Annotated in this window: 26 protein-coding genes; 18 read left to right on the top strand and 8 right to left on the bottom strand. The window is 33.9% G+C overall.

Annotation, left to right across the window (positions count from 1 at the left end; genetic code table 11):
* Positions 1-47 precede the first annotated feature (47 nt).
* Together FAF07_RS00605 and FAF07_RS00610 are read left to right on the top strand one after the other, a co-directional pair.
* Entirely contained in the window at positions 48-1,760 is a 1,713-nt protein-coding gene (locus FAF07_RS00605) for a sodium:solute symporter (protein ID WP_142783265.1), read from the top strand.
* Positions 1,744-2,733, top strand: coding sequence for a Gfo/Idh/MocA family protein (locus FAF07_RS00610; RefSeq protein WP_142783266.1), 990 nt, complete (start codon positions 1,744-1,746; stop codon positions 2,731-2,733). Before FAF07_RS00605 ends, FAF07_RS00610 begins: the two co-directional genes overlap by 17 nt.
* Positions 2,734-2,852: 119 nt before the next feature.
* Here the strand turns inward: FAF07_RS00610 and FAF07_RS00615 are convergent, their stop codons facing one another.
* Positions 2,853-3,698 carry a DUF2911 domain-containing protein gene (locus tag FAF07_RS00615; protein ID WP_142783267.1) on the bottom strand — a complete coding sequence of 282 codons (846 nt, stop codon included), beginning with the start codon at positions 3,696-3,698 and terminating at the stop codon, positions 2,853-2,855.
* Between the two features lie 275 nt (positions 3,699-3,973).
* Between FAF07_RS00615 and FAF07_RS00620 the strand changes: the two genes are divergently transcribed.
* From FAF07_RS00620 to FAF07_RS00635, 4 genes are read left to right on the top strand one after another with little or no spacing between them, the layout of a single operon-like run.
* The gene (locus tag FAF07_RS00620) at positions 3,974-4,630 is read left to right on the top strand and encodes a TetR family transcriptional regulator C-terminal domain-containing protein (RefSeq protein ID WP_142783268.1); all 657 of its coding nucleotides are present in this window, start codon (positions 3,974-3,976) and stop codon (positions 4,628-4,630) included.
* Positions 4,631-4,684: 54 nt separating this feature from the next.
* Positions 4,685-5,995, top strand: a complete 1,311-nt coding sequence (locus FAF07_RS00625; protein ID WP_142783269.1) for an ABC1 kinase family protein — start codon at positions 4,685-4,687, stop codon at positions 5,993-5,995.
* On the top strand, positions 5,995-6,609 hold the full coding sequence (locus FAF07_RS00630) for a flavin reductase family protein (protein ID WP_142783270.1): 615 nt from the start codon (positions 5,995-5,997) through the stop codon (positions 6,607-6,609). Before FAF07_RS00625 ends, FAF07_RS00630 begins: the two co-directional genes overlap by 1 nt.
* A 14-nt stretch (positions 6,610-6,623) precedes the next feature.
* Positions 6,624-8,048: an SDR family oxidoreductase gene (locus FAF07_RS00635; protein WP_142783271.1), complete on the top strand. Its 1,425-nt coding sequence runs from the start codon at positions 6,624-6,626 to the stop codon at positions 8,046-8,048.
* Positions 8,049-8,113: 65 nt separating this feature from the next.
* On the opposite strand, the gene FAF07_RS00640 is transcribed toward FAF07_RS00635, so the two are convergent.
* The 4 genes from FAF07_RS00640 to FAF07_RS00655 all read right to left on the bottom strand — a co-directional run bounded on the left by FAF07_RS00640 (position 8,114) and on the right by FAF07_RS00655 (position 10,131).
* Entirely contained in the window at positions 8,114-8,542 is a 429-nt protein-coding gene (locus tag FAF07_RS00640; protein ID WP_142783272.1) for a DUF5606 family protein, read from the bottom strand.
* A 56-nt stretch (positions 8,543-8,598) separates the two neighbouring features.
* Complete coding sequence (gene def, locus FAF07_RS00645; protein WP_142783273.1) at positions 8,599-9,189, bottom strand: peptide deformylase; 591 nt, start codon at positions 9,187-9,189, stop codon at positions 8,599-8,601.
* A 104-nt stretch (positions 9,190-9,293) separates the two neighbouring features.
* Positions 9,294-9,704: a Holliday junction resolvase RuvX gene (ruvX, locus tag FAF07_RS00650; RefSeq protein WP_142783274.1), complete on the bottom strand. Its 411-nt coding sequence runs from the start codon at positions 9,702-9,704 to the stop codon at positions 9,294-9,296.
* A gap of 106 nt (positions 9,705-9,810) precedes the next feature.
* Positions 9,811-10,131: a hypothetical protein gene (locus tag FAF07_RS00655; protein ID WP_142783275.1), complete on the bottom strand. Its 321-nt coding sequence runs from the start codon at positions 10,129-10,131 to the stop codon at positions 9,811-9,813.
* Positions 10,132-10,456: 325 nt separating this feature from the next.
* Here FAF07_RS00655 and FAF07_RS00660 point away from each other — a divergent pair, with 325 nt between their 5' ends.
* The 3 genes from FAF07_RS00660 (at position 10,457) to FAF07_RS00670 (ending at position 13,500) form a co-directional block, all read left to right on the top strand.
* Complete coding sequence (locus FAF07_RS00660) at positions 10,457-11,272, top strand: 2,3,4,5-tetrahydropyridine-2,6-dicarboxylate N-succinyltransferase (RefSeq protein WP_142783276.1); 816 nt, start codon at positions 10,457-10,459, stop codon at positions 11,270-11,272.
* A 126-nt stretch (positions 11,273-11,398) separates the two neighbouring features.
* Positions 11,399-12,388, top strand: a complete 990-nt coding sequence (locus tag FAF07_RS00665; RefSeq protein ID WP_142783277.1) for a Stealth CR1 domain-containing protein — start codon at positions 11,399-11,401, stop codon at positions 12,386-12,388.
* A 35-nt stretch (positions 12,389-12,423) separates the two neighbouring features.
* A complete protein-coding gene (locus FAF07_RS00670) occupies positions 12,424-13,500 on the top strand; it encodes a CDP-glycerol glycerophosphotransferase (protein WP_142783278.1) in 1,077 nt (358 codons plus the stop codon).
* On the opposite strand, the gene FAF07_RS00675 is transcribed toward FAF07_RS00670, so the two are convergent.
* Entirely contained in the window at positions 13,490-14,326 is an 837-nt protein-coding gene (locus FAF07_RS00675; protein WP_142783279.1) for a glycosyltransferase family 2 protein, read from the bottom strand. The two genes, FAF07_RS00670 and FAF07_RS00675, sit on opposite strands and share 11 nt — an antisense overlap.
* Before the next feature lies 1 nt (position 14,327).
* Between FAF07_RS00675 and FAF07_RS00680 the strand changes: the two genes are divergently transcribed.
* Positions 14,328-15,131, top strand: coding sequence for a glycosyltransferase family 2 protein (locus FAF07_RS00680; RefSeq protein WP_246067744.1), 804 nt, complete (start codon positions 14,328-14,330; stop codon positions 15,129-15,131).
* 1 nt (position 15,132) lies between these two features.
* Here FAF07_RS00680 and FAF07_RS00685 read toward each other — a convergent pair whose 3' ends face one another.
* Positions 15,133-15,891, bottom strand: a complete 759-nt coding sequence (locus FAF07_RS00685) for a lipopolysaccharide kinase InaA family protein (RefSeq protein WP_142783280.1) — start codon at positions 15,889-15,891, stop codon at positions 15,133-15,135.
* A 79-nt stretch (positions 15,892-15,970) separates the two neighbouring features.
* On the opposite strand from FAF07_RS00685, the gene FAF07_RS00690 reads away from it, so the two are divergent.
* The 5 genes from FAF07_RS00690 to FAF07_RS00710 are packed head-to-tail and all read left to right on the top strand — an operon-like array spanning position 15,971 to position 19,995.
* Entirely contained in the window at positions 15,971-16,531 is a 561-nt protein-coding gene (locus tag FAF07_RS00690; protein WP_142783281.1) for an L-threonylcarbamoyladenylate synthase, read from the top strand.
* A 17-nt stretch (positions 16,532-16,548) separates the two neighbouring features.
* The gene (locus FAF07_RS00695) at positions 16,549-17,967 is read left to right on the top strand and encodes a CCA tRNA nucleotidyltransferase (RefSeq protein WP_142783282.1); all 1,419 of its coding nucleotides are present in this window, start codon (positions 16,549-16,551) and stop codon (positions 17,965-17,967) included.
* Between the two features lie 4 nt (positions 17,968-17,971).
* Entirely contained in the window at positions 17,972-18,439 is a 468-nt protein-coding gene (locus FAF07_RS00700; protein WP_142783283.1) for a GNAT family N-acetyltransferase, read from the top strand.
* Positions 18,426-19,442 carry a COX15/CtaA family protein gene (locus tag FAF07_RS00705; protein ID WP_142783284.1) on the top strand — a complete coding sequence of 339 codons (1,017 nt, stop codon included), beginning with the start codon at positions 18,426-18,428 and terminating at the stop codon, positions 19,440-19,442. Before FAF07_RS00700 ends, FAF07_RS00705 begins: the two co-directional genes overlap by 14 nt.
* A gap of 37 nt (positions 19,443-19,479) precedes the next feature.
* Entirely contained in the window at positions 19,480-19,995 is a 516-nt protein-coding gene (locus FAF07_RS00710) for an IS1096 element passenger TnpR family protein (protein WP_142783285.1), read from the top strand.
* On the opposite strand, the gene FAF07_RS00715 is transcribed toward FAF07_RS00710, so the two are convergent.
* Positions 19,992-21,053 carry a hypothetical protein gene (locus FAF07_RS00715; RefSeq protein WP_142783286.1) on the bottom strand — a complete coding sequence of 354 codons (1,062 nt, stop codon included), beginning with the start codon at positions 21,051-21,053 and terminating at the stop codon, positions 19,992-19,994. The genes FAF07_RS00710 and FAF07_RS00715 overlap by 4 nt on opposite strands.
* Positions 21,054-21,175: 122 nt before the next feature.
* Between FAF07_RS00715 and FAF07_RS00720 the strand changes: the two genes are divergently transcribed.
* Genes FAF07_RS00720 through FAF07_RS00730 form a run of 3 tightly spaced genes read left to right on the top strand, consistent with a single transcriptional unit; the run spans position 21,176 to position 25,692 of the window.
* A complete protein-coding gene (locus FAF07_RS00720; RefSeq protein ID WP_142783287.1) occupies positions 21,176-22,072 on the top strand; it encodes an ABC transporter ATP-binding protein in 897 nt (298 codons plus the stop codon).
* Positions 22,073-22,091: 19 nt separating this feature from the next.
* Positions 22,092-22,916, top strand: coding sequence for an ABC transporter permease (locus FAF07_RS00725; protein WP_142783288.1), 825 nt, complete (start codon positions 22,092-22,094; stop codon positions 22,914-22,916).
* A gap of 28 nt (positions 22,917-22,944) precedes the next feature.
* Entirely contained in the window at positions 22,945-25,692 is a 2,748-nt protein-coding gene (locus FAF07_RS00730; protein ID WP_142783289.1) for a T9SS type B sorting domain-containing protein, read from the top strand.

Raw genomic sequence — 25,692 nt, forward strand, 5'->3', positions numbered from 1 at the left:
CCCTCTATATTTTAGTATTCTATATTATAACTAAAGTCCTATAACCCATGCAAGCTCTAGAATGGATTGATTGGACTGTTTTAATCATCACACTACTTACCATAGTTGGCTATGGGACGTACCAAACACGTGGCAGTCAAAATGTCAAGGATTATTTAAAAGGCGGTAACACCTCAAAATGGTGGACCATTGGATTATCTGTAATGGCAACCCAAGCCAGTGCTATTACTTTTCTCTCCACGCCAGGGCAAGCCTTTAATGACGGTATGGGCTTTGTGCAATTTTATTTTGGCTTACCGATAGCCATGATAGTGATCTGTATGGTGTTTATCCCGCTTTATCACCGGCTTAAAGTATACACGGCTTATGAGTTTTTAGAAAATAGATTCGATTTAAAAACCAGAACCTTAACCGCAATACTATTCTTAATACAACGGGGTTTAGCGGCGGGAATCACCATTTTTGCACCTGCTATTATTCTATCGGTTGTATTAGGTTGGGATTTGCTTTCGCTTAATATTATCATTGGAATCCTCGTGATAATATATACGGTCTCTGGTGGTACTCGTGCAGTGAATGTCACGCAAAAGCACCAAATGGTGGTGATTTTTATTGGAATGCTCGTTGCATTTTTTATAATTGTAAGCAAACTACCTCCAGACATCACATTCAGAAAAGCCTTAGATATTGCTGGTGCGAGTGGCAAAATGGAAGTGCTAGATTTTTCTTTCGATTTAAATAACAGGTATACCTTTTGGAGTGGCATTATTGGTGGCACCTTCTTAATGTTGTCATATTTTGGTACAGACCAAAGCCAAGTGCAACGTTACCTCTCTGGTAAATCTGTTAAGGAAATGCAATTAGGATTGATTTTTAATGGCCTACTAAAAGTACCCATGCAATTCTTCATACTGCTGGTCGGCGTCATGGTATTCGTTTTTTACCAATTTAATGAAGCGCCCATTAATTTTAATCCAACAGCGACTGAACTCGTCCAGAATTCTGAATATGCCGAAGATTTTAAAGTCCTTCAAAAAGAACAACAGCAAATTTTTAATGATAAACAAACCTTAATACAGTCGTACTTAAATACTGAAACTAAAAATGGAGCCGCATATATTGCATTAGCAAATGAAGCGAGTGATGACCTAAGAACCGAAGCGAAACTGTTGATTGATAAAGCAGCCGATAATCAGAACATAAAGATTGAAAGTAATGATAAAGATTATGTCTTTATCCACTTTATTCTAAACAACCTGCCCCGTGGTTTAATTGGCTTACTTCTAGCCGTAATTCTAAGCGCTGCTATGTCGAGTACCTCTAGCGAACTAAACGCTTTAGGCTCTACCACCACGATAGATTTATACAAAAGAAATACGAGCGAGAAAACAGAAACAGAAATGGTGAAGGCTTCAAAATGGTTCACCTTGGCTTGGGGTATTATAGCTATAGGCGTTGCCTGTGTTGCTAATCTTGCGGAGAACCTAATTCAACTCGTGAATATTATTGGTTCTATCTTTTACGGTAATGTATTGGGAATTTTCCTTTTGGCATTTTTCTTCAAGTTTGTAAAAGGCAATGCGGTATTTATAGCTGCACTTATTACTCAGGCAGTTGTCATTGGCCTGTTTTTATTAAATGAATATGAATACATCAACCTGCCTTTTTTATGGTTGAATTTTGTAGGTTGCGTCATAGTTATTAGCATTGCATGTATTTTGCAAGTATTTAACCGAAAAGAAAATGAGTACAGAGCCTAAAACAATTAAATGGGGCATAATCGGTCTTGGAAATATTGCCCACAAATTCGCAGAAGATTTACTAACCGTCAAAGATGCAGAGTTATACGCCGTTGCTTCCAGATCACAGGAAAAAGCGGATGTTTTCGCCACTAAATTTGGTGCTAAAAAAGCGTATAGCAGTTATGAGCTCCTAGCAGAAGATAGCGACCTAGACGCGGTTTATATTGCAACACCACATGTGCTTCATAAGGACAACACCTTATTGTGTTTAGACCATGGCATTGCCGTATTATGTGAAAAACCTTTTGCTATGAATGCAGAGGAAGTATCGCAAATGATCCAAAAAGCAAAAGACAAAAACGTACTATTGATGGAAGGACTGTGGTCGTATTTTCTTCCACATTACCAATTTGTGTTAAAAGAATTAAAGGATAAAAGGTTTGGTAACATTGAAAGACTGGAAGCAGATTTTGGGTTTTATCGTGCTTTTGATGATTCCTCACGTTTATTCAAAAAATCATTAGGAGGTGGTAGTTTATTAGACATCGGTATCTACCCTATCTTTGCTGCACTTTCTACATTGGGAATGCCTTCAAAAATAAGCGCCGTGTCTACCAAATTTCATAACGGTGCTGATTCATCCTGTGATATGACGTTTAAACATCTTCGTGGGGGAAAATCGTATTTAAAAAGTACCCTGTTGGAAGACACCCCGACCGAAGCCGTTTTTTACTGTGAAAGAGGTATTATTAAAATCAATGGTCAATTTCATGCCCCATCTTCAGTAACCTTAATTGAAAATAGCATTGAAAAAAATGTTGCATTTGAATATACTACCCATGGTTACAATTATGAAATAGAACATTTTAATGCACTTTTACAACAGGATAAAAACGAAAGTGATATCATGTCGTTTAAATTCAGTAACATGCTTATTGGTGTTTTGGACACGGTACGAAACCTAATAGATTTAGAATATGAAGTTGAGTAGCACCCTTTTTTATTACAACATCCCTTAAAATAAAAAAATACAGCCTCCAAATAGTTATCTGGAGGCTGTATTTTTATAGTCTATAAATCTAATGATCTAGAAATCTAAGAAATCTGAATTTACATTGATCCCCATTCTTTTAAAGACTCTTTGTTCATTTTAACGTAATCCGCATTTCCAGCTTCTTCTGCACCAGCTAAAGATTTCTTTGCGGCTGCTATAGCTCCTTTTTTATCTCCTGCTTTTGCATAAATTAAAGATTGTTGTCTCAATTGCCAAAACGCTGGCTTCTCTGTCATCGACATGGCCTTGTCCATCCACATCTTAGCTTTATTAATATCTTTCCCTTCAGAGGAATAATACACAGCGGCAGTGTAATAATCTGCAGCAGATGGCCCATTCATCACTTTATCAATGGCTGCAGTAACTGCTTTATCAGTAGGTACTTTAAACTCAACACCTACGTAACTGTTTTCCCAAAGCATACCTAAGGTTGCTCCCGTACTTGATACATCATCAAAAGTCATGGTGAATGACTCAATTTTCATAGGCATTGTGTAAACTGGCACATTGGTTTTAGCTGCAACTTTGGCATCATCCCACTTTCTTGGTGTTCCCCAATTTTCAGTATCTGAATAGAAATATACATCCCAAGATTCTTTCATCGGCTTAGTGAATATAGCATATGGACCCGCTTTTAGCGTATTGCCTGCAATTTCTACATCATTACTAAAGGTAATCATGGTATTCTTATTTGCGCCTGTACGCCACATTTTGTCGTGAGGTACTAAATCGCCAAAAATGGTACGACCGCGCATATTAGGTCTTGAATATTCTAAAACCACATCTGTTAAACCTACTTTTTGTTCCAATTTAGCAGCAGGACTAGGCTGGGGTGTTTCAATTTGAGCATTCACAGAGTAAACCAATGTAAATGTCATCAATACTAAAAGTAATTTTTTCATGTCAATATTGTTTATGAGTTAATTTTATTTAAGATTGTTAAAATTAAACAATCTTACACCTTTAATTGTTAACAAAAACTTAAATTAAGACATTGTGTCTTTACAAAAAATATAAAAATGAAAACCTTTTATGCCGAAGTTATTGGCACCTTTGCCATGGTGTTTTGTGGCTACAGTTAAGATTAGTTGATAAATAAAAGTCATAATATATTATTTTGTTTAACTTTAATGTTTAATTATTAAACATTTTGTACATTTGTTTAAAATTAAATGATATGGCAAAAAAGAAAAATATATCAGCTACAGACATAATTACAATGTATATGGATTATGTTTTGGAACATGATGACAATCCGAAATCAGTTTTTATTTTCGCTAAGCATAACAATTTTGAAGAATCTAAGTTTTATGAATATTTCGCTTCGTTTGAAGCTGTTGAGAAAACAGTTTTCAAAGCGTTCTTTGACAATACGCTCTCAGTGCTTCAGGCCAACGAACCCTATCTAAAGTTTGATGCCAGAAATCAATTGCTAAGCTTTTATTTTACATTTTTTGAAAACTTAACCGCCAATAGAAGCTACGTCGTGTATGCACTCAATAAACACAAAAACAGCTTAAAGGGCTTACGTGTACTTTCAGATTTAAAACATAGCTTCACAAATTATATCGCGCATTTAGATATCGAGATGCTCGATATTAAACAAGATAAGGTAGAGCGACTTCAACAGAAAACCTTGCAAGAATCGGCTTGGTTTCAATTGTTGATTACCATGAAATTTTGGCTAGACGACACTTCACCTTCATTTGAAAAGACCGACATATTTATTGAAAAATCGGTAAACACCAGTTTTGATGTACTAAACATTGTACCACTAAAAAGTGTGATAGATTTTGGCAAATTTATTTTTAAAGAAAAAGTAAATATGCGCTAATCATCATATTACTTTAAAACCGTATTGAATACTATCTTAATTTTAAATCTTCCCATGAGAACCATAGACAAAATACCCATTTCTAAAATACAACGCGCTTCAAAACTAGTCAGTACAGGCGCAAAAGTTGGCGTTAATTATCTTAAATACTACGGCGATAAAATAGTAAATCCAGATGCGGAAGCCAAAGAGCGACTCAACCAAAATAATGCATCCGATATTTATGATGGCTTAAAACAATTAAAAGGCAGTGCCCTTAAAGTCGCTCAAATGCTAAGTATGGAGAAAAGCATTTTGCCTCAGGCGTATGTTGAAAAATTTTCTTTAGCACAATTTTCGGTACCGCCATTATCACCTCCATTGGTTCTAAAAACATTTAAAAAATACTTTGGTAAATCGCCGAATGATATTTATGATACTTTTAATGCAACTTCTGTAAATGCTGCCAGCATTGGTCAAGTCCATATGGCAGAATTAAATGGGAATAAACTTGCTGTGAAAATCCAATATCCAGGAGTTGCACAAAGTATCGCATCAGATTTAGCTATGGTTAAGCCCATAGCCATGAGCATGTTCATTATTAAAGGCAAGGACTCTGATAAATATTTTAAGGAAGTTGAAAATAAACTGGTTGAAGAAACCAACTATATTTTGGAAATTAAACAAAGCAAGGACATAGCCGCTGCTTGTGCGCATGTTCCCAATTTATTATTCCCTAAGTATTATGAGGAATTATCTTCAGAACGTATCATCACCATGGATTATATGGAAGGGGAGCATCTTTCAGAATTTACGGCCATTAATTCAGATCAAGAAAAATCGGATCAACTCGGTCAGGCACTTTGGGATTTCTATATGTTCCAAATTCATAAACTTAGAAAAGTGCATGCCGATCCACACCCTGGAAACTTTCTTGTAACCGATAAAGCGAAATTAGTCGCTTTAGATTTTGGATGTATGAAGCAAATCCCTGACGAATTCTATGTGCCCTATTTTGAACTTGCCAAGCCTGAAAATATTAATAACGAGGCTTATTTTGTTAAGAAATTATATGAATTGGAAATACTGAGGGCAGATGATACCAAACAAGAACTAGAATTTTTTACTGGTATGTTTTATGAGATGCTCAGCTTATTTACAAAGCCTTTTCATCAAGAAGCCTTTGATTTTTCAGATGCCAAGTTTTTTGGCGACATCGCAGAATTAGGAGAACGCTATTCAAAAAGTACCGATTTAAAAAAGATGAACGGTAATAGAGGTTCCAAACATTTTATCTATATTAACAGAACATTCTTTGGCTTGTATAATTTAATGTTCGATTTGAAAGCTAAAGACATTAAAATCAATAACTACATGACTTTATAATGACTTATTTCAATGAAGATGATATTGAAAAATTACACCATTTATACAGAATCAATTTAATAAATAGTTGCTCGGGATATAAGTCTGCCAACTTAATTGGCACAAAATCCCAAGCGGGCATTGAAAACGTAGCTGTATTCAGTTCTGTTACTCATATTGGTTCAAGTCCAGCCATGTTTGGATTTTTTATGAGACCAACCACTGTTATTCGAAATACTTATGAAAACATAAAATCTACGGGTATCTTTACCATTAATCATATTCATAAAAAGATAATTGAAGATGCACACCATACCTCTGCCAAATATGATGCTACTATTTCTGAGTTTGATGTGACTGGATTGAATTCAGAATATAAAAACAACTTTCAAGCACCTTTTGTAAAAGATGCACCTGTTAAATTAGCCATGCAATTTGTGGAAGAATATAACATTACAGCTAATAATACCATTCTATTAATAGGTAAAATAATAGGATTGCACATTAATGATAACCTTATTGAAAAAGATGGTTTTGTAGACTTATCCAAAGCTGAAGTTGCTTCAATAAATGGGTTGGATGGCTATACCGTTGCCGACAATAGGGTTAGATTAGGATATCAAAGGCCTAAATAAAACAAATTCAAAACATGAAAATTCTTGTTACAGGAGCTACTGGCTATATTGGCAAAAGACTAATTCCCTTTTTGATTAATGAAGGGCATCATGTCATTTGCTGTGTTCGAGATGTACTTCGAGCGGATAAAACTTATTTAGAGGAAGACTTAATAGACATTATTGAAGTTGATTTTTTAAAACCAGAGACACTCAAAAATATTCCCGAAGATATCGACGTGGGATACTATTTAATTCACTCCATGTCGAACTCTTCTAAGGATTTTGAATCACTTGAAGAGCGGTGTGCGATTAATTTTAAATCTCAGTTAGAGAAAACAAAAGTAAAACAGGTCATTTATTTAAGCGGTATTACAAATGAGAAAGAACTCTCTAAACATTTACGTTCAAGAAAAAATGTCGAGGATATTTTATCTTCAAAAAATTATGCCCTCACGATTTTAAAGGCAGGCATTATTGTGGGCTCTGGAAGTTCGTCTTTCGAAATCATTAGAGATTTAGTTGAGAAACTCCCCTTCATGATTGCTCCTAAATGGCTCAATACCAAAACTCAACCACTAGCGGTTAGGGATGTTTTATCTTTTTTATCTGGTGCTGCGGGCAATCATGCACTTTACGATAAATCATATGACGTTTTTGGTCCTGAAATACTCACATATAAACAAATGCTACTCCAGTTTGCGGAAGTAAGAGGTTTAAAGCGCTATATTTTAACGGTTCCTGTTATGACTCCAAAATTGTCTTCGTATTGGCTGTATTTTGTCACTTCAACATCTTACAAGTTGGCAACCTCACTGGTAGATAGTATGGGGGTTCAAATTATTGGAAAACCGAGCAATATAAACGAATTGCTTAATGTAAACCCATTAAGTTACAAACAAGCTGTGGCTTTAGCTTTTGAAAAGATAGAGCAAAATAGTATTATTTCCAGTTGGAAGGATTCCATGGTTAGTAGCGGCCGATTAAGAAGTCATTTGCACAAATATATCAACGTTCCAACATTTGGCTGTTTTAAGGACTATAAAGAGCGGCCCGTCAAAGATTCTAAAAAAACCCTTGATAAAATTTGGCGTATTGGTGGTAAAACAGGTTGGTATTACGGTACATTTCTCTGGAAAATTAGAGGTTATATCGATAAACTCTTTGGTGGTATTGGTTTACGGAGAGGTCGCACGAGTCCGACACATCTTGATGTTGGTGATGCTTTGGATTTTTGGCGTGTCATTTTTGCAGATAAGGAACAACAAAAACTGCTTTTGTATGCCGAAATGCGACTTCCTGGAGAAGCTTGGTTAGAATTTAAAATTGAAGATGGTTTACTTAAACAAACAGCAACCTTTAGACCTCGGGGACTTTGGGGGCGGTTATATTGGTATAGTGTATTACCTTTTCACGGGTTTATTTTTACAGGGATGATTAATAAACTTGTTGCAGTTTAACCTACTTTTCTTTGTATAAAAAAAAATCTCCTGATTGGAGATTTTTAAATGATATTTGTCATTGATTATTCCTCTTCGTCTTTACCTTCTTTATCTTTCTTCTCTTCCAGATTATTTAGCAAATCATGCTTTTGCAAAAGATTATACCATTGTACTACTTTTTTAATATCGCTGGCATAAACACGATCTTCATCATATTCCGGGAGCACATCAAAAAAGTATTCTTCTAGTTTATCTTTACTGTCTTTTGGTTTAACGCTAGTAGGTTCGCCGTTCTCTTTTTCTTTAATCTTAGCAAAAACATCTCTTAGAGGCACTTCTTCAGTTAAAGTATAAATAGCAATTTCACTTAAAACACTCACGTTTTGCTGTACACTAACCGACAAACGTTTGTTATCCAATAAAGATTCCGCGACAAAACCGCCTCTAGTTTGAGCCACTAATTTGTATAATCCTGGTTTACCTGAAATGGCTAATATTTTATCTAAACTCATAAATATATTTTCTTAAAAGGCGCAAATATCATGTGTTTATTCATGCCTTGCAAATTTTAGCGTTTCTTTTTTTGATTGGGAAAACGCATTCTGTAATCTACATCTATCTTACCTTTTGATATGTTATTTAATTTCCCTTTAATTAAACGTTTTTTTAGTGTAGATAGTTTATCTGTAAACAAAACACCTTCAATATGGTCGTACTCGTGCTGTATCACTCTTGCAATTAAACCTTTGTAAACTTCAGTATGTTTTTTAAAATGCTCATCAAAATATTCGATAGTAATAATAGGTTGTCTAAAAACATCTTCACGAACATCAGGAATACTTAAGCAGCCTTCGTTAAAAGCCCACTCATCGCCTTCTTCTTTTAATATTTTCGCATTAATAAAAACCTTTTTAAAAACTTTTAATTCTTCTCGCTCTTCATCAGACAGCACCTCATCTTCACCAAAAGGCGACGTATCTACTAAAAATAATCGAATAGGAAGTCCTATTTGTGGTGCTGCTAATCCAACACCAAAAGCGTTATACATGGTATCGTGCATATTTGCTAATAGGGCTTCTAATTTTGGATATTCCTTAGATATGTCTGTTGCTTTCTTTTTTAAAACAGGATCGCCATAGGCAACTATTGGTAAAATCATTATTTTATACTCATTTATTTTGGCAAAAATACAATACTTATTTCAAGAACCCTTCTTGACTTTTTCTATTTCCTAAAAAATGGCTGAAAGCCGCTTATATTTCGTTACTTAGAATATAAATAGCTTTGCAGAATTAAAGTCGCACTAATTTCATCAACTAAGGCTTTATTTTTACGCTGATTCTTTTTTAAACCGCTATCAATCATGGTTTGAAACGCCATTTTAGAAGTAAAACGTTCATCAATCCGTTTTATTGGTATATTAGGAATTAGTGCCTCTAATTTTTTGAGAAATGGTAAAATAAGCGCTTCACTTTCAGACGGTGTGTTATCCATTTGCTTTGGTTCTCCAACTAAAAATAATTCGACTTTCTCCTTCTCTATATAATTTTTCAAAAATGGAAGTAATTCTTTGGTATTAACTGTCGTCAGGCCAGAAGCGATTATCTGGAAGTCATCCGTAACCGCAAGCCCTGTTCGCTTCATCCCATAATCAATTGCTAGTATTCTTGCCATATTCTAATATTTATGCAAAAATACTTTATAAAATAAGAAAGACCATCTTTTCAGATAGCCTTTCTTCAACAGTTTAACCTTAATTATTAATATTTGAAATTGTAATCTATGTGGTTTGACGTCTATTTAATTTAGGAAATAGTAAACTAATATTTCCAACTTTTCTAAGACGGTTTAAATATACCCTAATATCGCTGCTACTTCTCGCAATATTTGCTTTTGCTTCTGCAGCATCAATTAATATATCGTTCTTTTTAACAGGATGCTTTATAGTTAAAGAGTCCTGCAAAACACTAGTATATTTTTCTATTTGAGTGTTAGAAATTGAATCCAAAGAGTTTATTAAAACATCTTCATTGATACTTTGTGCGTTACCTAGAGAGACCGTCAGTAATAAAATTAGTAAGATGTTTAAATTCGCTTTCATTATTTCTAATTGTTTGATGAGCCAAATATATATCCACATAGAAGCTTAAACACAATAAATTAGTTGTAAAGGATTGAAAATTCGATGACTAGAAAATGAGCTGGCTTTTATCGACGAATAGATAAAATGCTTATTTTCATCGCCAATAAGCAGTTTTTCTTCTTCTTAAACACTAAATAATTCATTCAGAGTAAAAAAATGACCATTCATCTCTTAAGGAATTAATAAGTTGAATCAATTTAAAAGAAACCAATTCGATCAAATTCTAAATTTTCATTCTCATTTCTCGTGCTTAGACTATATATTTGCTAAAAATGTAAAACTAATGACCGAATTACGAGATATTATTGAGCAAGCCTGGGAGAATAGAGCCCTTTTAAAAGAAGAACAAACAACCACTGCTATTAGGAAAGTAGTTGATTTACTAGATCAAGGGGTGCTTCGCGTTGCAGAACCTGTTGAAAATGGATGGCAAGTTAATGAATGGGTTAAGAAGGCTGTGGTTTTATATTTTCCTATTCAAAAAATGGAAACCATCGAAGTTGGTGTTTTTGAATACCATGATAAAATTCCATTAAAAACTGGATATGCCGAAAAAGGGATTCGGGTAGTGCCGCATGCAGTGGCTAGACATGGTTCATATATATCAAGTGGCACGATATTGATGCCCAGTTACGTGAATATTGGCGCTTATGTGGACGAAGGCACTATGGTTGATACTTGGGCGACGGTTGGTAGTTGTGCGCAAATTGGAAAAAATGTACATCTCTCTGGTGGTGTTGGCATTGGTGGAGTTCTAGAACCATTACAAGCCGCACCTGTTATTATAGAAGATGGTGCGTTTATAGGCAGTCGTTGTATAGTTGTTGAAGGCGTTCGAGTTGAGAAAGAGGCAGTCTTAGGTGCCAATGTAGTATTAACTATGAGCACCAAGATTATTGACGTGACCGGTGAGGAACCTATTGAAATGAAAGGACAAGTTCCAGCGCGCTCTGTGGTGATTCCAGGAAGCTACGTTAAAGAATTCCCTTCTGGAAAATATAACGTGCCTTGCGCTTTAATTATAGGTAAACGCAAGGAAAGTACTGATAAAAAAACGTCGCTTAACGAGGCGCTTAGAGAACATAATGTGGCTGTGTAAAAGGATATTGATATAACTACTTTATCTTGTGAAATTAAAGTAAGGCTACAAATAACATTCTAAGGTTACAATTAACAATCATGGATATTATATTTAAATTTATCTCAAAATGGGCTCGACAGTTTTATGAAATATGATAAGGAAGCCTCTGGAATTAAAATTGACGCAGTAATAACATGGGTTGATGGTAGTGACATTAACTGGCAAGAAAAAATTAATAGGTATTCTGATGTTAAAATCAATTTTAATGACACCAAGCACAAAAAGCGTTACAACTCTATAGGAGAAATTGATATTGCCATAAAGGGCATTTTAAAATACGCTCCTTTTATAAAGAATATTTATCTAGTTACAGATAATCAGAAACCTGAAGCATTTGATGATTTACAATCTCTAGCAATTGCCAATGGTGTCCAGTTGGAGTTGGTGGATCATACCGTTATTTTTAAAGACTTTGAAGACTGTTTACCCTGTTTTAACTCATGTTCTATAGGGTCTATGTTATTTAGAATTCCTAATCTATCTGAGCATTTTATCATTTTTAACGACGACACATTTTTAATGAGAAGTGCTACCAAAACTGATTTTTTTATTAATGGCCAGCCGATTATCCGGGGACAATGGGAAGATTTTAATGAAAATAGGGAATTTAGAAAATTTTATCACAGCGTCCTTTCCTTAATAGGGAAACCAAAAGATGAAAAAGGAATAAGTTTCAAGAAATTTCAGCAGAATAGTGCCAAACTTGCGGGAACAGATAATTATCTAAGACGATTTCATACACCAGTATGCGTTAGAAAATCGACGTTAGAAAACTTTTTTAAAATAAATAAAATCCTCAAAAATAATGTCAAGCACAGATTTAGAAATGAAAATCAATTTTTGATTTCTTCACTTTCTGAGCATTTGGAAATTAAAAACAGGACATTTCATTATAAATCTAACCCACAATTAACGTATTTTAGATCTTATAAAAACCTGTTTGTCACCAGACTAAAGTTAAAATGGTTTGAAATAGATAACTCTAAATTGTTCGTTACATTTCAGAGCTTGGATATGGCCGAACCTAAGTCTTTGAAATACATACTCAATTGGATAGATCATAGAATAAATTAAATTTTGCTTATCCATAATGTCAAAAGGTATTCGCTATGAATTACAAATTCTTAATATACATTTCCTATAGTTATGCATTGCCTATTGGCAACCCTTTAGAAAGCGAAATTAAGAGACGTGGGTATACAGTTAAATGGTTTAGTGATTTAGAAGATGGGAAAAAAGCTATTTCACTAAAGGACAACGTCATAGATAATATAACAGACCTTATGGGCTATCAACCAGATGTTGTGTTAGCTGCAACAGATGATGTCCCAGATTTTATTACGGGGATTAAAGTGCAGATATTTCATGGGTTTCTAACCTATAAGCGACCGGAGAGGAAGCATGGGGAAGCCCATTTTAGGATTCGTGGTTTTTTTGATTTGTATTGTACACAGGGACCATCAAGTACTAAAGGTTTTTTAAAGCAACAAAAAAAATATCCGCATTTTGAAGTAATAGAAACAGGTTGGAGTAAAGTAGATCCTTTATTTCCTATAGTTAATAAAGAAAAGGGAAATACTATTATGATCGCTTCAACCTTTACTGAGCGTTTAAGCTTAGCGTATAATGATGATGTTTATAAAGAAATTGAAAGCTTATCCGCAGCAGGAATTTTTAATTTTATTATGGTGTTGCATCCAAAACTTCCAGAACACATCATAAGTAAATGGAGATCAATCAATAATGCGCATTTTAAATTTTATGACACCACTAATTTAATCCCCTTATTTAAGAAAGCGGATATTATGTTTGCTGATACTACTTCCGCCATTCAAGAGTTTTTGTTACAAATAAAACCAGTAGTTACCTTTAACCATACACTCGATCATGAGTATCTTATAGATGTAAACAACGCAACGGATCTTGAAAATAAGTTTTCTGAAGCCTTAAAATATCCTAAATCGCTTTTAGCAAGCATAAAAGAATTTGTGAATGAGCTGCATCCCTATAATGATGGAAATTCTTCGCAGCGAATTATAGATGCTACAATCGGTTTTTTACATAAAGATAAAACTTACCTAAAAAGTAAACCGTTGAATTTAATACGGAAATATAAAATAAGAAAACGTCTGAAACACTTCATCTTAAAATCGTATAATCAAGCGTATACTAAGCCTAAACGCTAACTGAGTTTTGTTTGACGATACCAAACTCGGTATATTTTAATTTTTGCCTTTTAGTTTTGCTTCTTATTTTCTTATTCATTTCAGCAGCGACATCATTTTTATACGGACGCTCATGGTAAAGGTGCACACAAATAGCAGAATATCTAATTTGCTTAAACTTTATACCATAATTCATTAAACGCTCCCCAATTTCTCGGTCTTCTCCGCCATACGCCATGCGTTCATCGAAACCATTTACCACAATAATATCTTGTTTCCAACCAGATACATTCATGCCATCGAAGGTTGCTTTCGTTGGTGTAAACGTATTTAAAAACCATTCTTTAAAACCACTAGTTGTTAATTTATTAGACTTAAACGTTTTTGCCAGACCATGAGAACGTAGCCAATTCATGTTAAAGCAAGACTGTTTTTTAATATCACTTTTATGAATTGTATTGGAAATATTTTTAGGCAATTTAAAATAGCCTCCCGATAGAAAACAATTTGCTTTTTTTAATTTCAGATGGGTTTCAACAAAGTCCGCTCTCGGTATACAATCGCCATCCGTGAAAATTAAATAATTAGATGAAGCCTTTAAAATAGCTTTATTTAATATCTTGGTTTTTTGAAAACCTTCATCTTCCTGCCACACGAGTTTTATGTGCAAACTTGAAGATTGGATAAAGTCATCTATAATTTGCTTGGTTTCTAGCGTGGAGCCATCATCAGCTATAATAATTTCAAAATCAGTTTCACTTTGAACTTCATAACCCCAAAGTACCTTTTGCAACCAGACGGGTTGATTATAAGTGCTAATAATTACAGATGTTTTAAATAGTCCCATTATGGCAAAAATAACTATTTTTACCGAACCCTATAGAAAGCAAATGATCAGACTATCTGGAGTTGTAATAACTTTTAATGAAGAGCGAAACATTGAAAAATGCTTGCAATCTTTAGTATCTGTTGTAGATGAAATTGTGGTCGTAGATTCTTTTTCAACAGACAGCACAAAATCCATTTGCGAACAATACAATGTAACATTTATTGAACAAAAATTTTTAGGCTATATCGAGCAGAAAAATTTTGCTCTAAATCAAGCGTCAAATGACCACGTCGTATCGCTCGATGGTGATGAAGCCCTTTCAGAAACGCTTCAAAAGTCAATTATTGAGTTGAAAGAAAATTGGAAATTTGATGGTTACTATTGTAATCGATTCAACAATTTCTGCGGGCAATGGATTAAGTATTCCGATTGGTATCCAAATAAAAAATTACGTGTTTTTAATAGACGAAAAGCGCAATGGCAAGGCATTAATCCGCATGATAACGTTGTATTAAATGACTCTAAAAGGAAAGCAGGTTATTTAAAAGGTGATATTTTACATTGGACTTACCAAACCTACTCTGAATTTAATTTAAAAACTGAACATTTTTCTAATGTGGCGGCGAAAGCTTATTTTGATTTAGGGAAAACAGCCCCAATTTGGAAAATTGCAATCAACCCAACATGGGCATTTTTGAAAGCTTATTTTTTACGATTTGGTTTTCTAGATGGCCTAAACGGATTGGTAATATGTGTACAAACCGCAAATATTACCTTTTTAAAATACACCAAACTTAGAGCGTTAATTGAGAATCAACACTAAATTATTTCCAGAACTTTAACCTTTTTTTAATTCTTTTTTTTCTGTGAAAACGACTTTGAAAACCCTCAGTTTCTTTCCACATTAGATTAAAAATTTTATCGTAATTCTCACCAGTCAATTTAGCGTATTCTTCACTCATGACTTCTACCATAGACTTATGAATGGTTAATCTGGAAAAATTTTTGATTCGAGCTTCAAAATCTAAAGACTCAAATTTCATCCTGTTTAAATCAACTAAATAAAATTCATAATTGGCACCATTCTTTTTAATTAAGGTGTTTCCTGGAGAATGATCTAAGAAATGAATCCCTTTCTCGTGCAAACTGTAAGTGAATTTGGTAAAGGCACGTAAAATATGGTTGTAATCCGGATAATTGAAATTGGTTGTCAGTTCCCTATAGGTCAAATCGCAATCCAGCTGCTCGCTCACATAAAAACTTTCTTTAAAAAGCCAAGACTTAATATATTCAAAATAAGCTAATGGTCTTGGTGTTCCAACTCCTAAACTAATTAGAGTATTGGCATATTCAAAGGAACGTTGCGCTTTACTTTTTCTAAAAAAAGTATAAACAATTTGATTGATAATATTTGGAATCTTAAACGCTTTAATATTCAATAAAACGTCTTCTAAGTCTATAATTTTAATAACATTCCGCTTTCCTTTTCCTCCTTCAATAGACTCAAAATTATGAATTTTAAGATCTAACTTATTCTTGAATCCTTCATCTAAATTTTTATTGAATACTTTAATTTCTTTCATACTATTAAATAAGGCAATTGAGAAATCTATTTGATTTTCTGTTGTAAATTTGCAACGCTACAAATATATGACTCAAAACATGAATGAAGAAATAAATAAAGTGCTACAAATTTTAAAACAAGGAGGCATTATACTTTATCCAACAGATACGGTGTGGGGAATTGGCTGTGATGCGAATAATGAAAAGGCAATCGAAAAAATATACAAACTAAAACAACGCCAAGATAGCAAAGCACTCATTTGCTTGGTCGCCGACGATAGAATGTTGAAGAAATATGTAAAATCTGTACCAAGTGTTGCCTTGGACATTATTGATATTGCAGAAAAACCAACGACCATTATTTACGACGATGCACAAAATCTAGCCAAAAATTTAATTGCAGAAGATGGCACTATTGCCATAAGAATTCCAGATGATGAATTTTGTTATCAAATCGCAAGAAAATTAAATGGAGCCATTGTTTCTACCTCCGCAAATATTAGCGGTCAGCCCAGTCCTAAATCATATAAAGAAATATCTCCCGTCATTTTAAAAGGTGTAGACTATATCGTAAATTTGCACCACGAAAAAATCTGCTCGAAGCCGTCAGCAATTATTAAATTGAGTAATAGCGGTGTGGTCAAAATTATACGCGAGTAGATCCTGAAATTTCATTAATGAATTATAAAGAAGCATTAAGTCACAACATCTTTAAAACCATTTCAAAATCTGCAAAAGCTCTTGATATCGACGCCTATGTTATTGGTGGTTTTGTACGTGATTTTCTTTTAAACCGTGGGGACGCTAAAGACATTGATATTGTTGCTATTGGAGACGGTATTGCATTGGCAAAAGAAGTAGCCAAACAGCTTCCTAATACTCCTAAAGTCCAGGTTTTTAAAACTTATGGTACAGCCATGCTTCGTTATGACGATATTGAAATTGAATTTGTTGGCGCTAGAAAAGAGTCCTATACAGAAGATAGTAGAAACCCTGCTGTAGAAAATGGCTCTTTAGAAGATGATCAAAATCGTAGGGATTTTACAATTAATGCGCTCGCATTGAATTTAAATGAGAATAATTTTGGTGATTTACTTGATCCATTTAATGGTATTGACGATTTAGAAAATAAAATTATTAAAACCCCATTACCCCCAGATATTACTTATAGTGACGACCCATTGCGCATGATGCGTGCTGTTAGGTTTGCGACACAACTTGACTTTTCAATTGAACAAAAATCATTGCAGGCCATTACTGAAAACAATGCGCGTATAAAAATCATCACGAATGAACGTATTGTTGTAGAGCTTCATAAAATATTAGAAAGCAAGAAACCTTCTGTTGGTTTTTTACTATTGGAACAAACTGGATTATTACAGTACATCTTACCTGAACTTACAGCTTTAAAAGGCATTGATGAAGTTGAAGGTCAGAAACACAAAGACAACTTTTACCACACGCTAGAAGTTGTAGATAATATTGCATTACACACCGATGATCTGTGGTTGCGTTGGGCGGCATTATTGCACGATATTGGAAAAGCGCCCACAAAAAAGTTTAGCAAAAAAGTAGGCTGGACGTTTCATGGCCATGAGTTTGAAGGCTCAAAAATGGTGTATCATTTGTTCAAAAGACTTAAAATGCCATTAAATGATAAAATGAAATTCGTTCAAAAAATGGTTTTTATGAGCTCACGCCCTATCGTTCTTGCACAAGATTTAGTAACAGATTCTGCGGTAAGACGTTTGGTATTTGATGCTGGCGAATACGTTGATGATTTAATGACCCTTTGCGAAGCAGACATCACCACCAAAAACCCAAGGAAATTTAATAAATATCATAACAATTTTAAAATTGTAAGAGATAAAATCATTGAAGTAGAAGCGCGCGATCATGTTCGCAATTTTCAACCCCCTATATCTGGTGAAGAAATTATGAAAACATTCAATTTAAAACCATCTCGGGAAATAGGTCTAATAAAAGAGCAAATTAAAGAAGCGATTTTAGAAGGTGAAATTCCTAATGAATACGATGCAGCTTTTAAATTAATGATTGAAAAAGGCAAACTATTGGGGTTAGAAGTAAAAAGTTAAATTTATGTTGACTCTTTTAAGAACAAATTCTGATAATGTAGATTTTAAAAAACTTATTAAAAAGCTTGATGCCTACTTAAAAATTACGGACGGCGATGAGCATGATTTTTACAACCAGTACAATAATATAAATGTGATAAAATATGTTGTAGTCGCTTATTCTGATAATTTAGCTGTTGGCTGTGGTGCCATTAAAGCGTATGATGATAACGCATCTGAAATAAAGCGCATGTTTACAGACAGTGACTTCAGACAAAAAGGTATAGCCTCAAAAATTTTAACTGAACTTGAGCAGTGGTCAAAAGAATTGGGTTTTACAAGTTGCATCTTAGAAACAGGTATAAATCAAAAAGCTGCCATTAAATTATATCGTCATAAAGGTTATAAAGACATACCAAACTATGGTCCATATATTAATGCGCTGAATAGTTTATGTTTTAAAAAGGAATTCATATCATATGAAAAGAGATAATAACAGAGTTGTTTTTTGGTTACTTACAGGTTGCGTATTAATCTTCGTCATGGTTGTTGTTGGTGGCATTACGAGACTCACGCATTCGGGGTTATCTATTTCAAACTACAAACTCATTTCAGGAACCATACCTCCTATGAATGATGTCGAATGGCAGGCTGCTTTCGATTTATACAAACAGTACCCAGAGTATCAAAAGCTAAACAATCAATTTACAATTCAAGATTTTAAAGACATTTACTTTTGGGAGTGGATTCATCGTGTGATAGGTCGTTTTATTGGTTTAGTATTTTTATTGCCTTTCTTATATTTTCTATTTACAAAACAACTATCAAAACCGACGATAAAAAAAGCAATGATTCTATTAATCTTGGGTGCATTTCAAGGATTCTTGGGTTGGTATATGGTCAAAAGTGGCTTAGTAGATAATCCAGATGTAAGCCATTACCGTCTAGCGGCGCATTTAACTACCGCTTTTCTTACTTTTGCTTATACATTCTGGGTGGCATTAGATCTTATTTATCCAAAGAAGAAAGCGATTCACGAACAGTTTAGAAATTTGGTACGTATCGGATTAGTAGTGTTAATAATCCAAATTATATATGGTGCTTTTGTTGCCGGTCTAGATGCTGGCTTCATTCATAATCATTGGCCTATGATGAGTGAAGGTAAGTTTATGCATGAAACTGTATACATTGAACAAAACCCAGTTTACAAAAACTTTATCGAAGGCAAAAGTGGCGTTCAGTTTGTACATAGAATACTAGCTTATCTAGTCGTTGTTTTGATTTTTGGAATCTGGTTGAAATCAAAAAAAATAAGCTTAACAGCGCTGCAATCACAAGGGATTAGCACACTACTAATTATAGTTACCATTCAATTCTTACTTGGTGTTTTTACCATTTTATTGCAAGTTCCAGTATGGTTAGGTGTGGCACATCAAATAGGTGCTTTTTTCTTATTGAGCGCTATGACATTTACGTTACATCGCTTCAGTAAATAATTTTAAAAAACTTACCTTTGCATTTTAAAATTTCAGCATGATTTATAGATTTAGAGTGATACTTGATAATGATACGGAGGATGATATTTTTCGTGATTTAGAAATTCGAGAAACTGATTCTTTAGAAGATTTACATAACATTATCACACAATCCTTTGGTTTTGATGGTACCGAAATGGCATCATTTTACATAAGCAATGATCAATGGGATCAAGGTGAAGAAATTTCATTATTTGATTTAAGTGAAGAATCACCAGCACGTTTAATGAATGCCACATCTATAAATAATGTGGTTCATGAAATGCAGACTAAACTGATTTATGTTTACGATTTTTTGAGCATGTGGACCTTTTATGTGGAGCTAGCTGAAATTGCAGATGAATCTGAAGGTTCAGACTACCCAAATCTCATGTTTGTTCAAGGCCAAGTTCCGGACACGGCACCAGAAAAAATCTTTGAAGCTGATGCTGATGATACCTATTTTGAGGAATTTGAAGATGAGTTAGATGTAGACGATTACAGCGATTTAGATTTTGATGAAAACTGGAATTAAATTAGGTCCTTAGGATTTACATTTTCGTAATTGTGGACGATAAACTCCATAGCACATTTTAAAATATCGCCCATATTCTTGCATCGCTTAAATTTGACGTCTTGTGTATAATCAAAAATATTCATTTTTAATAAGTTGATATTTTCTTTTTTTGAAATGGTATCTGATGCCATACAAGCGATTAACTCATCAATTCTATTGTGAAAACTTTTTAAACGTTTCACCATAATAGAGCGCTCCTCAATCTTATATTGATCGATGGATAATTTTTGAATGGTATCTGCAACCAATTCTACCATTTTAAAATTTTCCTTAAAAAATTGAGGTCGATAAATATTGAATTTTCCTTCATAGGATTGCTGATCAAAATCTATGGCCCTAATATTATACACTACATGGTCGAAATCATGTGTTGGTACAATGACATAATTATAGGAACGCATGTCGCCTAAAAGCCTAATCATACAGCGCTCATTAAATTTTACAAATTCCTTTGCAATTTGGGATTTCTCAGATTTATTACACTTAGGAAGCATATTATTAATAAACTCATCACCAGGAATTCCGGCAATATGTTCTTCAATCAAGGTGTTTTTATACACTAAAAAATTGAGATTATAAGGTGATAACATATGTTCTAATTCCAGCCCGTAAACCCGCGAAGCATCTGCAGTTTTTACATAAAAATAGCTGAAGTTATCATTTAAGATATTCCTGATTTTTATTCTGAAAGGCTTTGAATTTCCAAAAGTGCAAAAATCTATAGCATCTACATTTAAAAACGGAATGGTGCTTTCGGTTCCATCGGAATGTAAAATGGTGTATATTTTTTTTAATGATATCTCAATTTCTTCGCGTTCGTACTCATTATAATAAACGCGTATCCAAAGCGTATCATTGTCATCCTTATCATAAACGACTACAGATCCTTGAAAACGCAACAAATCATCATAAAAAATTGGGATTTTTATGTTCCTGTTATATTCAGAGAGATAATTATGCAAATCATCATTTACTGGAAATGATGGCTTCTTTTTAGAAATTTTTAAATCTTCCATGGGCTTAGATTACTCAAATTTAATGCTTTTATTATTATACTTGTAACAAATTAGATGTACTATCGTCATACTTTATAACTAACCCTTATCGATTTTGATTTTCGATAAAAAATTATTTCAACTTGGAGCCTATACTGACCATCAACAATCTTACAAAAAAATTCGGGTATTTAACCGCTGTTAAAGACTTATCCTTCACTATAAATAAAGGAAACGTTTATGGTATTTTAGGCCCTAATGGCAGCGGAAAATCTACAACATTGGGTATTGTTCTAAACGTTGTGAATAAAACAGAAGGGGATTTTAAATGGTTTGATGGGAATACGTCAAACCACGATGCCTTGAAAAAAGTAGGCGCTATAATTGAAAGTCCAAATTTTTACCCTTATATGAGTGCATACCAAAATTTGAAGCTGGTGTGTAGAATAAAAGGTGTGAATTACAGTAAAATTGATGAAAAATTATCGATTGTAGGTTTGGTGGATAGAAAGGATAGTAAATTCAGAACCTATTCATTAGGAATGAAACAACGATTAGCCATTGCCTCTGCCCTATTGAATGATCCTGAAATTTTAATCTTAGATGAGCCTACAAATGGATTAGATCCTCAAGGGATTCATCAAATTAGAGAAATCATTAAAGAAATAGCACAACAAGGTACCACAATCTTGTTGGCATCCCATCTATTGGATGAAGTAGAAAAAGTATGTACGCATGTGGTAGTGCTTAGAAAGGGCGTAAAACTCTATTCTGGACGTGTAGATGAAATGACTTCTAGTTTTGGCTTTTTTGAACTTAAATGCAATACACCTGATGCTTTGATTTCTCTTTTAGAAAACCACAAATCCTTTGGTAAAATAAAGCAATATGATAACCTGATCACCGCCTTTTTAACCGAACCAATGAAATCGGAAGATTTTAATAAGTTGTTATTTGACAATGGTATTATACTTACGCATCTCGTGCAACGTAAGGAAAGTTTAGAAGAACAGTTTTTACAATTAACCGATAACAACTAACACCACCAAAACCACTCGCATGTTACGACTTTTAAAATTAGAATTACAAAAACTATTGCTTAATAGAACAAGTAAAATCTTGATATTTGTTTCTTTTATACTTCCGTTTTTTGTTATCCTGCTCTCCTCATTAAAAATTAATGTTTTTGGGTTTTTTACTCTAGAATTAGGTGAATTGGGGATTTTTAACTTCCCTGTAATTTGGCATTTAACAACGTTTTTTGCGTCCCAATTTAAATTCTTTTTCGCTATTGTCGTAGTGAGCATGATTGGTAATGAGTACAGCAACAAAACGATCAAGCAAAATTTAATCGATGGTTTAAGCAAGAAAGAATTTATCCTATCAAAATTCTATACCATAGCCTTCTTTTCTTTAATATCAACAGTTTTAATCGCGCTCATTTCATTATGTATTGGCTTATATTATTCTAGCTATAATGAAGTCTCTATTATTATTAGAGAGACTAATTTTCTTGTCGCTTATTTTGTGAAATTAACAGGTTTTTTTAGTCTGTGTTTATTTTTTGGAATGCTTGTAAAACGTTCGGCTTTTGCACTCGCATTTCTATTTATACTCTACATTATTGAATGGATTTTGTTTGGCCTCATCGCATGGCAATCTGATGTAGCATTCGCTGAGAAAATTCAAAATTTCTTTCCTTTAAAATCCATGTATAAATTAATTGATCAACCGTTTCAACGTATTGCCATGAGCAAGTTTCCTGATAAAGGCGATTTAGCTTATGATTTCGCCGTGCATTGGTATGAGATTATCATTGTTTTAGGTTGGACTGCCCTATTTGTGTTTTTATCGTATAGATTATTAAAAAAGCGAGATTTATGATATCTTTGATAGCTATGCTATTTAAAAGATGAAAACAAATTTTGCACTATTTCTATTCTGTTTATTTGCTCTAAGTTGCCTTGGACAAAACGAGGCCTCCAATTGGTACTTTGGAGAAAATGCCGGTATTAATTTTAATATTTTCACAGGTGCAGTTACAGCTCTAAATGACGGACAAATTAATACCCGTGAAGGTTGTGCTTCCATTTCAGATTCCAATGGGGAGTTATTATTTTACACCGATGGGCAAACGGTATATAACCGAACTCATAGTATTATGCAAAACGGAAATGGTCTGCTGGGAGATGAATCTAGTACGCAATCGGCCATTGTAGTGCCAAAACCAAATGACCCTGACATCTATTATATTTTCACCGTGGGTTCTAATCAAACCAATACCGGACTTAATTATTCAGTTGTCGATATGTCCTCAAATTCAGGACTTGGAGGAGTTCAAAATAAAAACGTTAATTTATTATCTAAAAGTGCTGAAAAAATATCAGCTGTGGTTAAAGATTGTGACACCAGATCAATATGGGTAATTACCTTTGGAAACTCTAGCGGCACGCAGAACTTTCCAGTAGACACTTTTTACGCTTATGAAATAAACGAGACTGGCGTAAAAACAACTCCAATTAAATCAACATTTAACCTTAACATTACAGATGTTAGGGGGTACTTAAAATTGTCGCCAGATGGTTCAAAATTAGCCTGTGCTAATGTTGTTAGTGGCTTATACTTGTTTGGCTTTGATGCAGATACTGGAACAGTAACCAATTCCCAAAGATTACAAATTCAAGATCAAAACGACAAACCGTACGGCATTGAGTTTTCTCCAGACAGCAAAAAACTTTATGTCACTTCAACAAACGATTATTTTAATAGAGATGATGCCAGTCAGAATAATAAACCTGAAAACCATTTCGCAGTGTTACTGCAGTATGATTTAACTGTTGCTGATGTGAGTAACAGTATGCGTGTTTTAGACAGGCGTAATAATTACCGGGGTGCACTTCAGTTGGGACCGAACGGAAAGATTTATAGGTCTCTAAGTCTTACTTATGATAAAGGTTTTACGGGTCTAGGCGTTATTAACAATCCAAATGAATTAGGTACTGCAGCATCTTATGAGCATAATGCCATATTCCTAGACGGCAATAATTCTACCCAAGGCTTACCACCTTTTATTGCTTCATTTTTTAATCAACAAATTGATATTATTGGAAATGGAAGTGATACGTCATTCTTAGCACTATGTGAAGGAGAAGAATATACGCTTGTTGCCGAAAAAATTCTTGGTGCAACTTATATTTGGACTCAAGACGGAAAGGGTTTATCTGAGTCTGATTTCGATTTGTTAATTTCAGAAAGTGGTACATACAAAGTTGTTATTGAACCTCCAGGAAATACTATTACCAATGATTGCGGATTTCCACAAGGGGAAGCAAGGGTCGAAGTTTATGAATATCCAGACGCAGTGGATTCCTCTCTCTTTCAATGTGATTTAGACCTTAGCACTGTTGGTATTACGACTTATAATTTAAATGAAGCGACTGAAATTATCACTACAGACTTAACAGATAGAACTGTAACATATTATTTTAATGAAGATGATGCTATTGCTGGGATTAACTCTATTCCGAATATTGACGCTTTTGAAAATAACATTCCTAATCAAGTCATATTTGCTCGTGTTATGGGTGATATTAGCGGGTGTTTTAGCACAGCAAGTCTTACTTTAGGAATAAGTCAAGCAACTGTGGCTAATTATGTTGCACAACCTATTTGCGACGAGATTGATTCTCCCGATGGTATTAACACATTCGACTTAAAAGCTTATTCATCTGAAATAATTGCATCACTTTTAATTCCTGATACCGATTTAGGAGTGAATTATTATAAAACCTTTGATGACGCACTATTAGAACAAAATGAAATTGAAATTTATGAAAACACTAACCCCTATTCACAGGTTATTTATTTTCGTATAGAAAATGTGAATACCAATAATTGTTATGGTATAAATGAAATGCAATTAAAAATAGAAACACTGCCAGAGATTATTGAAGAAGAAACTAGTTATTACTGCCTTAATAAATACCCAAAACCAATAACTCTCAACGCAAGTATTATTAATGGATCATCAAGTGATTTTACATACGATTGGTCCACTGGAGAAACTTCATATGAAATATTAATTAATGAACCTGGTATGTATACAGTACAAGTGACTGATGAAAAAGGGTGTACTAATATTAGAAACATTGCAGTAGAATCATCTAATATTGCCGAATTTAATAGTATTGAAATTGTTGATGCTTCAGAAAACAATAGTATTACCATCATAGTATCCAACGAAGGCGTTTACGAATTTGCCTTATTTAAAAAAGACCAGCTTTATTCGCCATTTCAAACTAGTAATGTTTTTAAAAATGTATCCCCTGGAATTTATAATATTCAAGTTAGAGATATTAAAGGAGGTTGTGGAGTGATTGACAAAACCATATCCGTCATAGGATTCCCAAAATATTTTACACCCAATAACGATGGCGTAAACGATACTTGGAACGTTTTTGGTTTATCAAGAGAGGTTCAGCCCAATTCAAAGATATTCATTTATAACCGTTTCGGTCAATTATTGAAACAACTCGATCCATTAGGAACAGGTTGGGATGGCACCTTTAATGGAAACCCGCTTCCAACAGATGATTATTGGTTTTCAGTAACTCTACAAGACGGTCGAACGTTTAAAAGCCATTTTACGTTAAAACTTTAA

This window comes from Changchengzhania lutea, from assembly GCF_006974145.1.
GTDB classification, from domain to species: domain Bacteria; phylum Bacteroidota; class Bacteroidia; order Flavobacteriales; family Flavobacteriaceae; genus Changchengzhania; species Changchengzhania lutea.

Bases quoted from the DNA above. Each gene is read 5' to 3' on its own strand.
- FAF07_RS00630 (WP_142783270.1), top strand. From the start codon at position 5,995: ATGACTTATTTCAATGAAGATGATATTGAAAAATTACACCATTTATAC.
- FAF07_RS00675 (WP_142783279.1), bottom strand. From the start codon at position 14,326: ATGGGACTATTTAAAACATCTGTAATTATTAGCACTTATAATCAACCC.
- FAF07_RS00605 (WP_142783265.1), top strand. From the start codon at position 48: ATGCAAGCTCTAGAATGGATTGATTGGACTGTTTTAATCATCACACTA.
- FAF07_RS00625 (WP_142783269.1), top strand. From the start codon at position 4,685: ATGAGAACCATAGACAAAATACCCATTTCTAAAATACAACGCGCTTCA.
- FAF07_RS00680 (WP_246067744.1), top strand. From the start codon at position 14,328: ATGGCAAAAATAACTATTTTTACCGAACCCTATAGAAAGCAAATGATC.
- FAF07_RS00710 (WP_142783285.1), top strand. From the start codon at position 19,480: ATGATTTATAGATTTAGAGTGATACTTGATAATGATACGGAGGATGAT.
- def (WP_142783273.1), bottom strand. From the start codon at position 9,189: ATGATTTTACCAATAGTTGCCTATGGCGATCCTGTTTTAAAAAAGAAA.
- FAF07_RS00695 (WP_142783282.1), top strand. From the start codon at position 16,549: ATGAATTATAAAGAAGCATTAAGTCACAACATCTTTAAAACCATTTCA.
- FAF07_RS00685 (WP_142783280.1), bottom strand. From the start codon at position 15,891: ATGAAAGAAATTAAAGTATTCAATAAAAATTTAGATGAAGGATTCAAG.
- FAF07_RS00660 (WP_142783276.1), top strand. From the start codon at position 10,457: ATGACCGAATTACGAGATATTATTGAGCAAGCCTGGGAGAATAGAGCC.
- FAF07_RS00725 (WP_142783288.1), top strand. From the start codon at position 22,092: ATGTTACGACTTTTAAAATTAGAATTACAAAAACTATTGCTTAATAGA.
- FAF07_RS00635 (WP_142783271.1), top strand. From the start codon at position 6,624: ATGAAAATTCTTGTTACAGGAGCTACTGGCTATATTGGCAAAAGACTA.
- FAF07_RS00665 (WP_142783277.1), top strand. From the start codon at position 11,399: ATGAAATATGATAAGGAAGCCTCTGGAATTAAAATTGACGCAGTAATA.
- FAF07_RS00615 (WP_142783267.1), bottom strand. From the start codon at position 3,698: ATGAAAAAATTACTTTTAGTATTGATGACATTTACATTGGTTTACTCT.
- FAF07_RS00620 (WP_142783268.1), top strand. From the start codon at position 3,974: ATGGCAAAAAAGAAAAATATATCAGCTACAGACATAATTACAATGTAT.
- FAF07_RS00640 (WP_142783272.1), bottom strand. From the start codon at position 8,542: ATGAGTTTAGATAAAATATTAGCCATTTCAGGTAAACCAGGATTATAC.
- FAF07_RS00730 (WP_142783289.1), top strand. From the start codon at position 22,945: ATGAAAACAAATTTTGCACTATTTCTATTCTGTTTATTTGCTCTAAGT.
- ruvX (WP_142783274.1), bottom strand. From the start codon at position 9,704: ATGGCAAGAATACTAGCAATTGATTATGGGATGAAGCGAACAGGGCTT.
- FAF07_RS00700 (WP_142783283.1), top strand. From the start codon at position 17,972: ATGTTGACTCTTTTAAGAACAAATTCTGATAATGTAGATTTTAAAAAA.
- FAF07_RS00705 (WP_142783284.1), top strand. From the start codon at position 18,426: ATGAAAAGAGATAATAACAGAGTTGTTTTTTGGTTACTTACAGGTTGC.
- FAF07_RS00610 (WP_142783266.1), top strand. From the start codon at position 1,744: ATGAGTACAGAGCCTAAAACAATTAAATGGGGCATAATCGGTCTTGGA.
- FAF07_RS00690 (WP_142783281.1), top strand. From the start codon at position 15,971: ATGAATGAAGAAATAAATAAAGTGCTACAAATTTTAAAACAAGGAGGC.
- FAF07_RS00670 (WP_142783278.1), top strand. From the start codon at position 12,424: ATGAATTACAAATTCTTAATATACATTTCCTATAGTTATGCATTGCCT.
- FAF07_RS00655 (WP_142783275.1), bottom strand. From the start codon at position 10,131: ATGAAAGCGAATTTAAACATCTTACTAATTTTATTACTGACGGTCTCT.
- FAF07_RS00715 (WP_142783286.1), bottom strand. From the start codon at position 21,053: ATGGAAGATTTAAAAATTTCTAAAAAGAAGCCATCATTTCCAGTAAAT.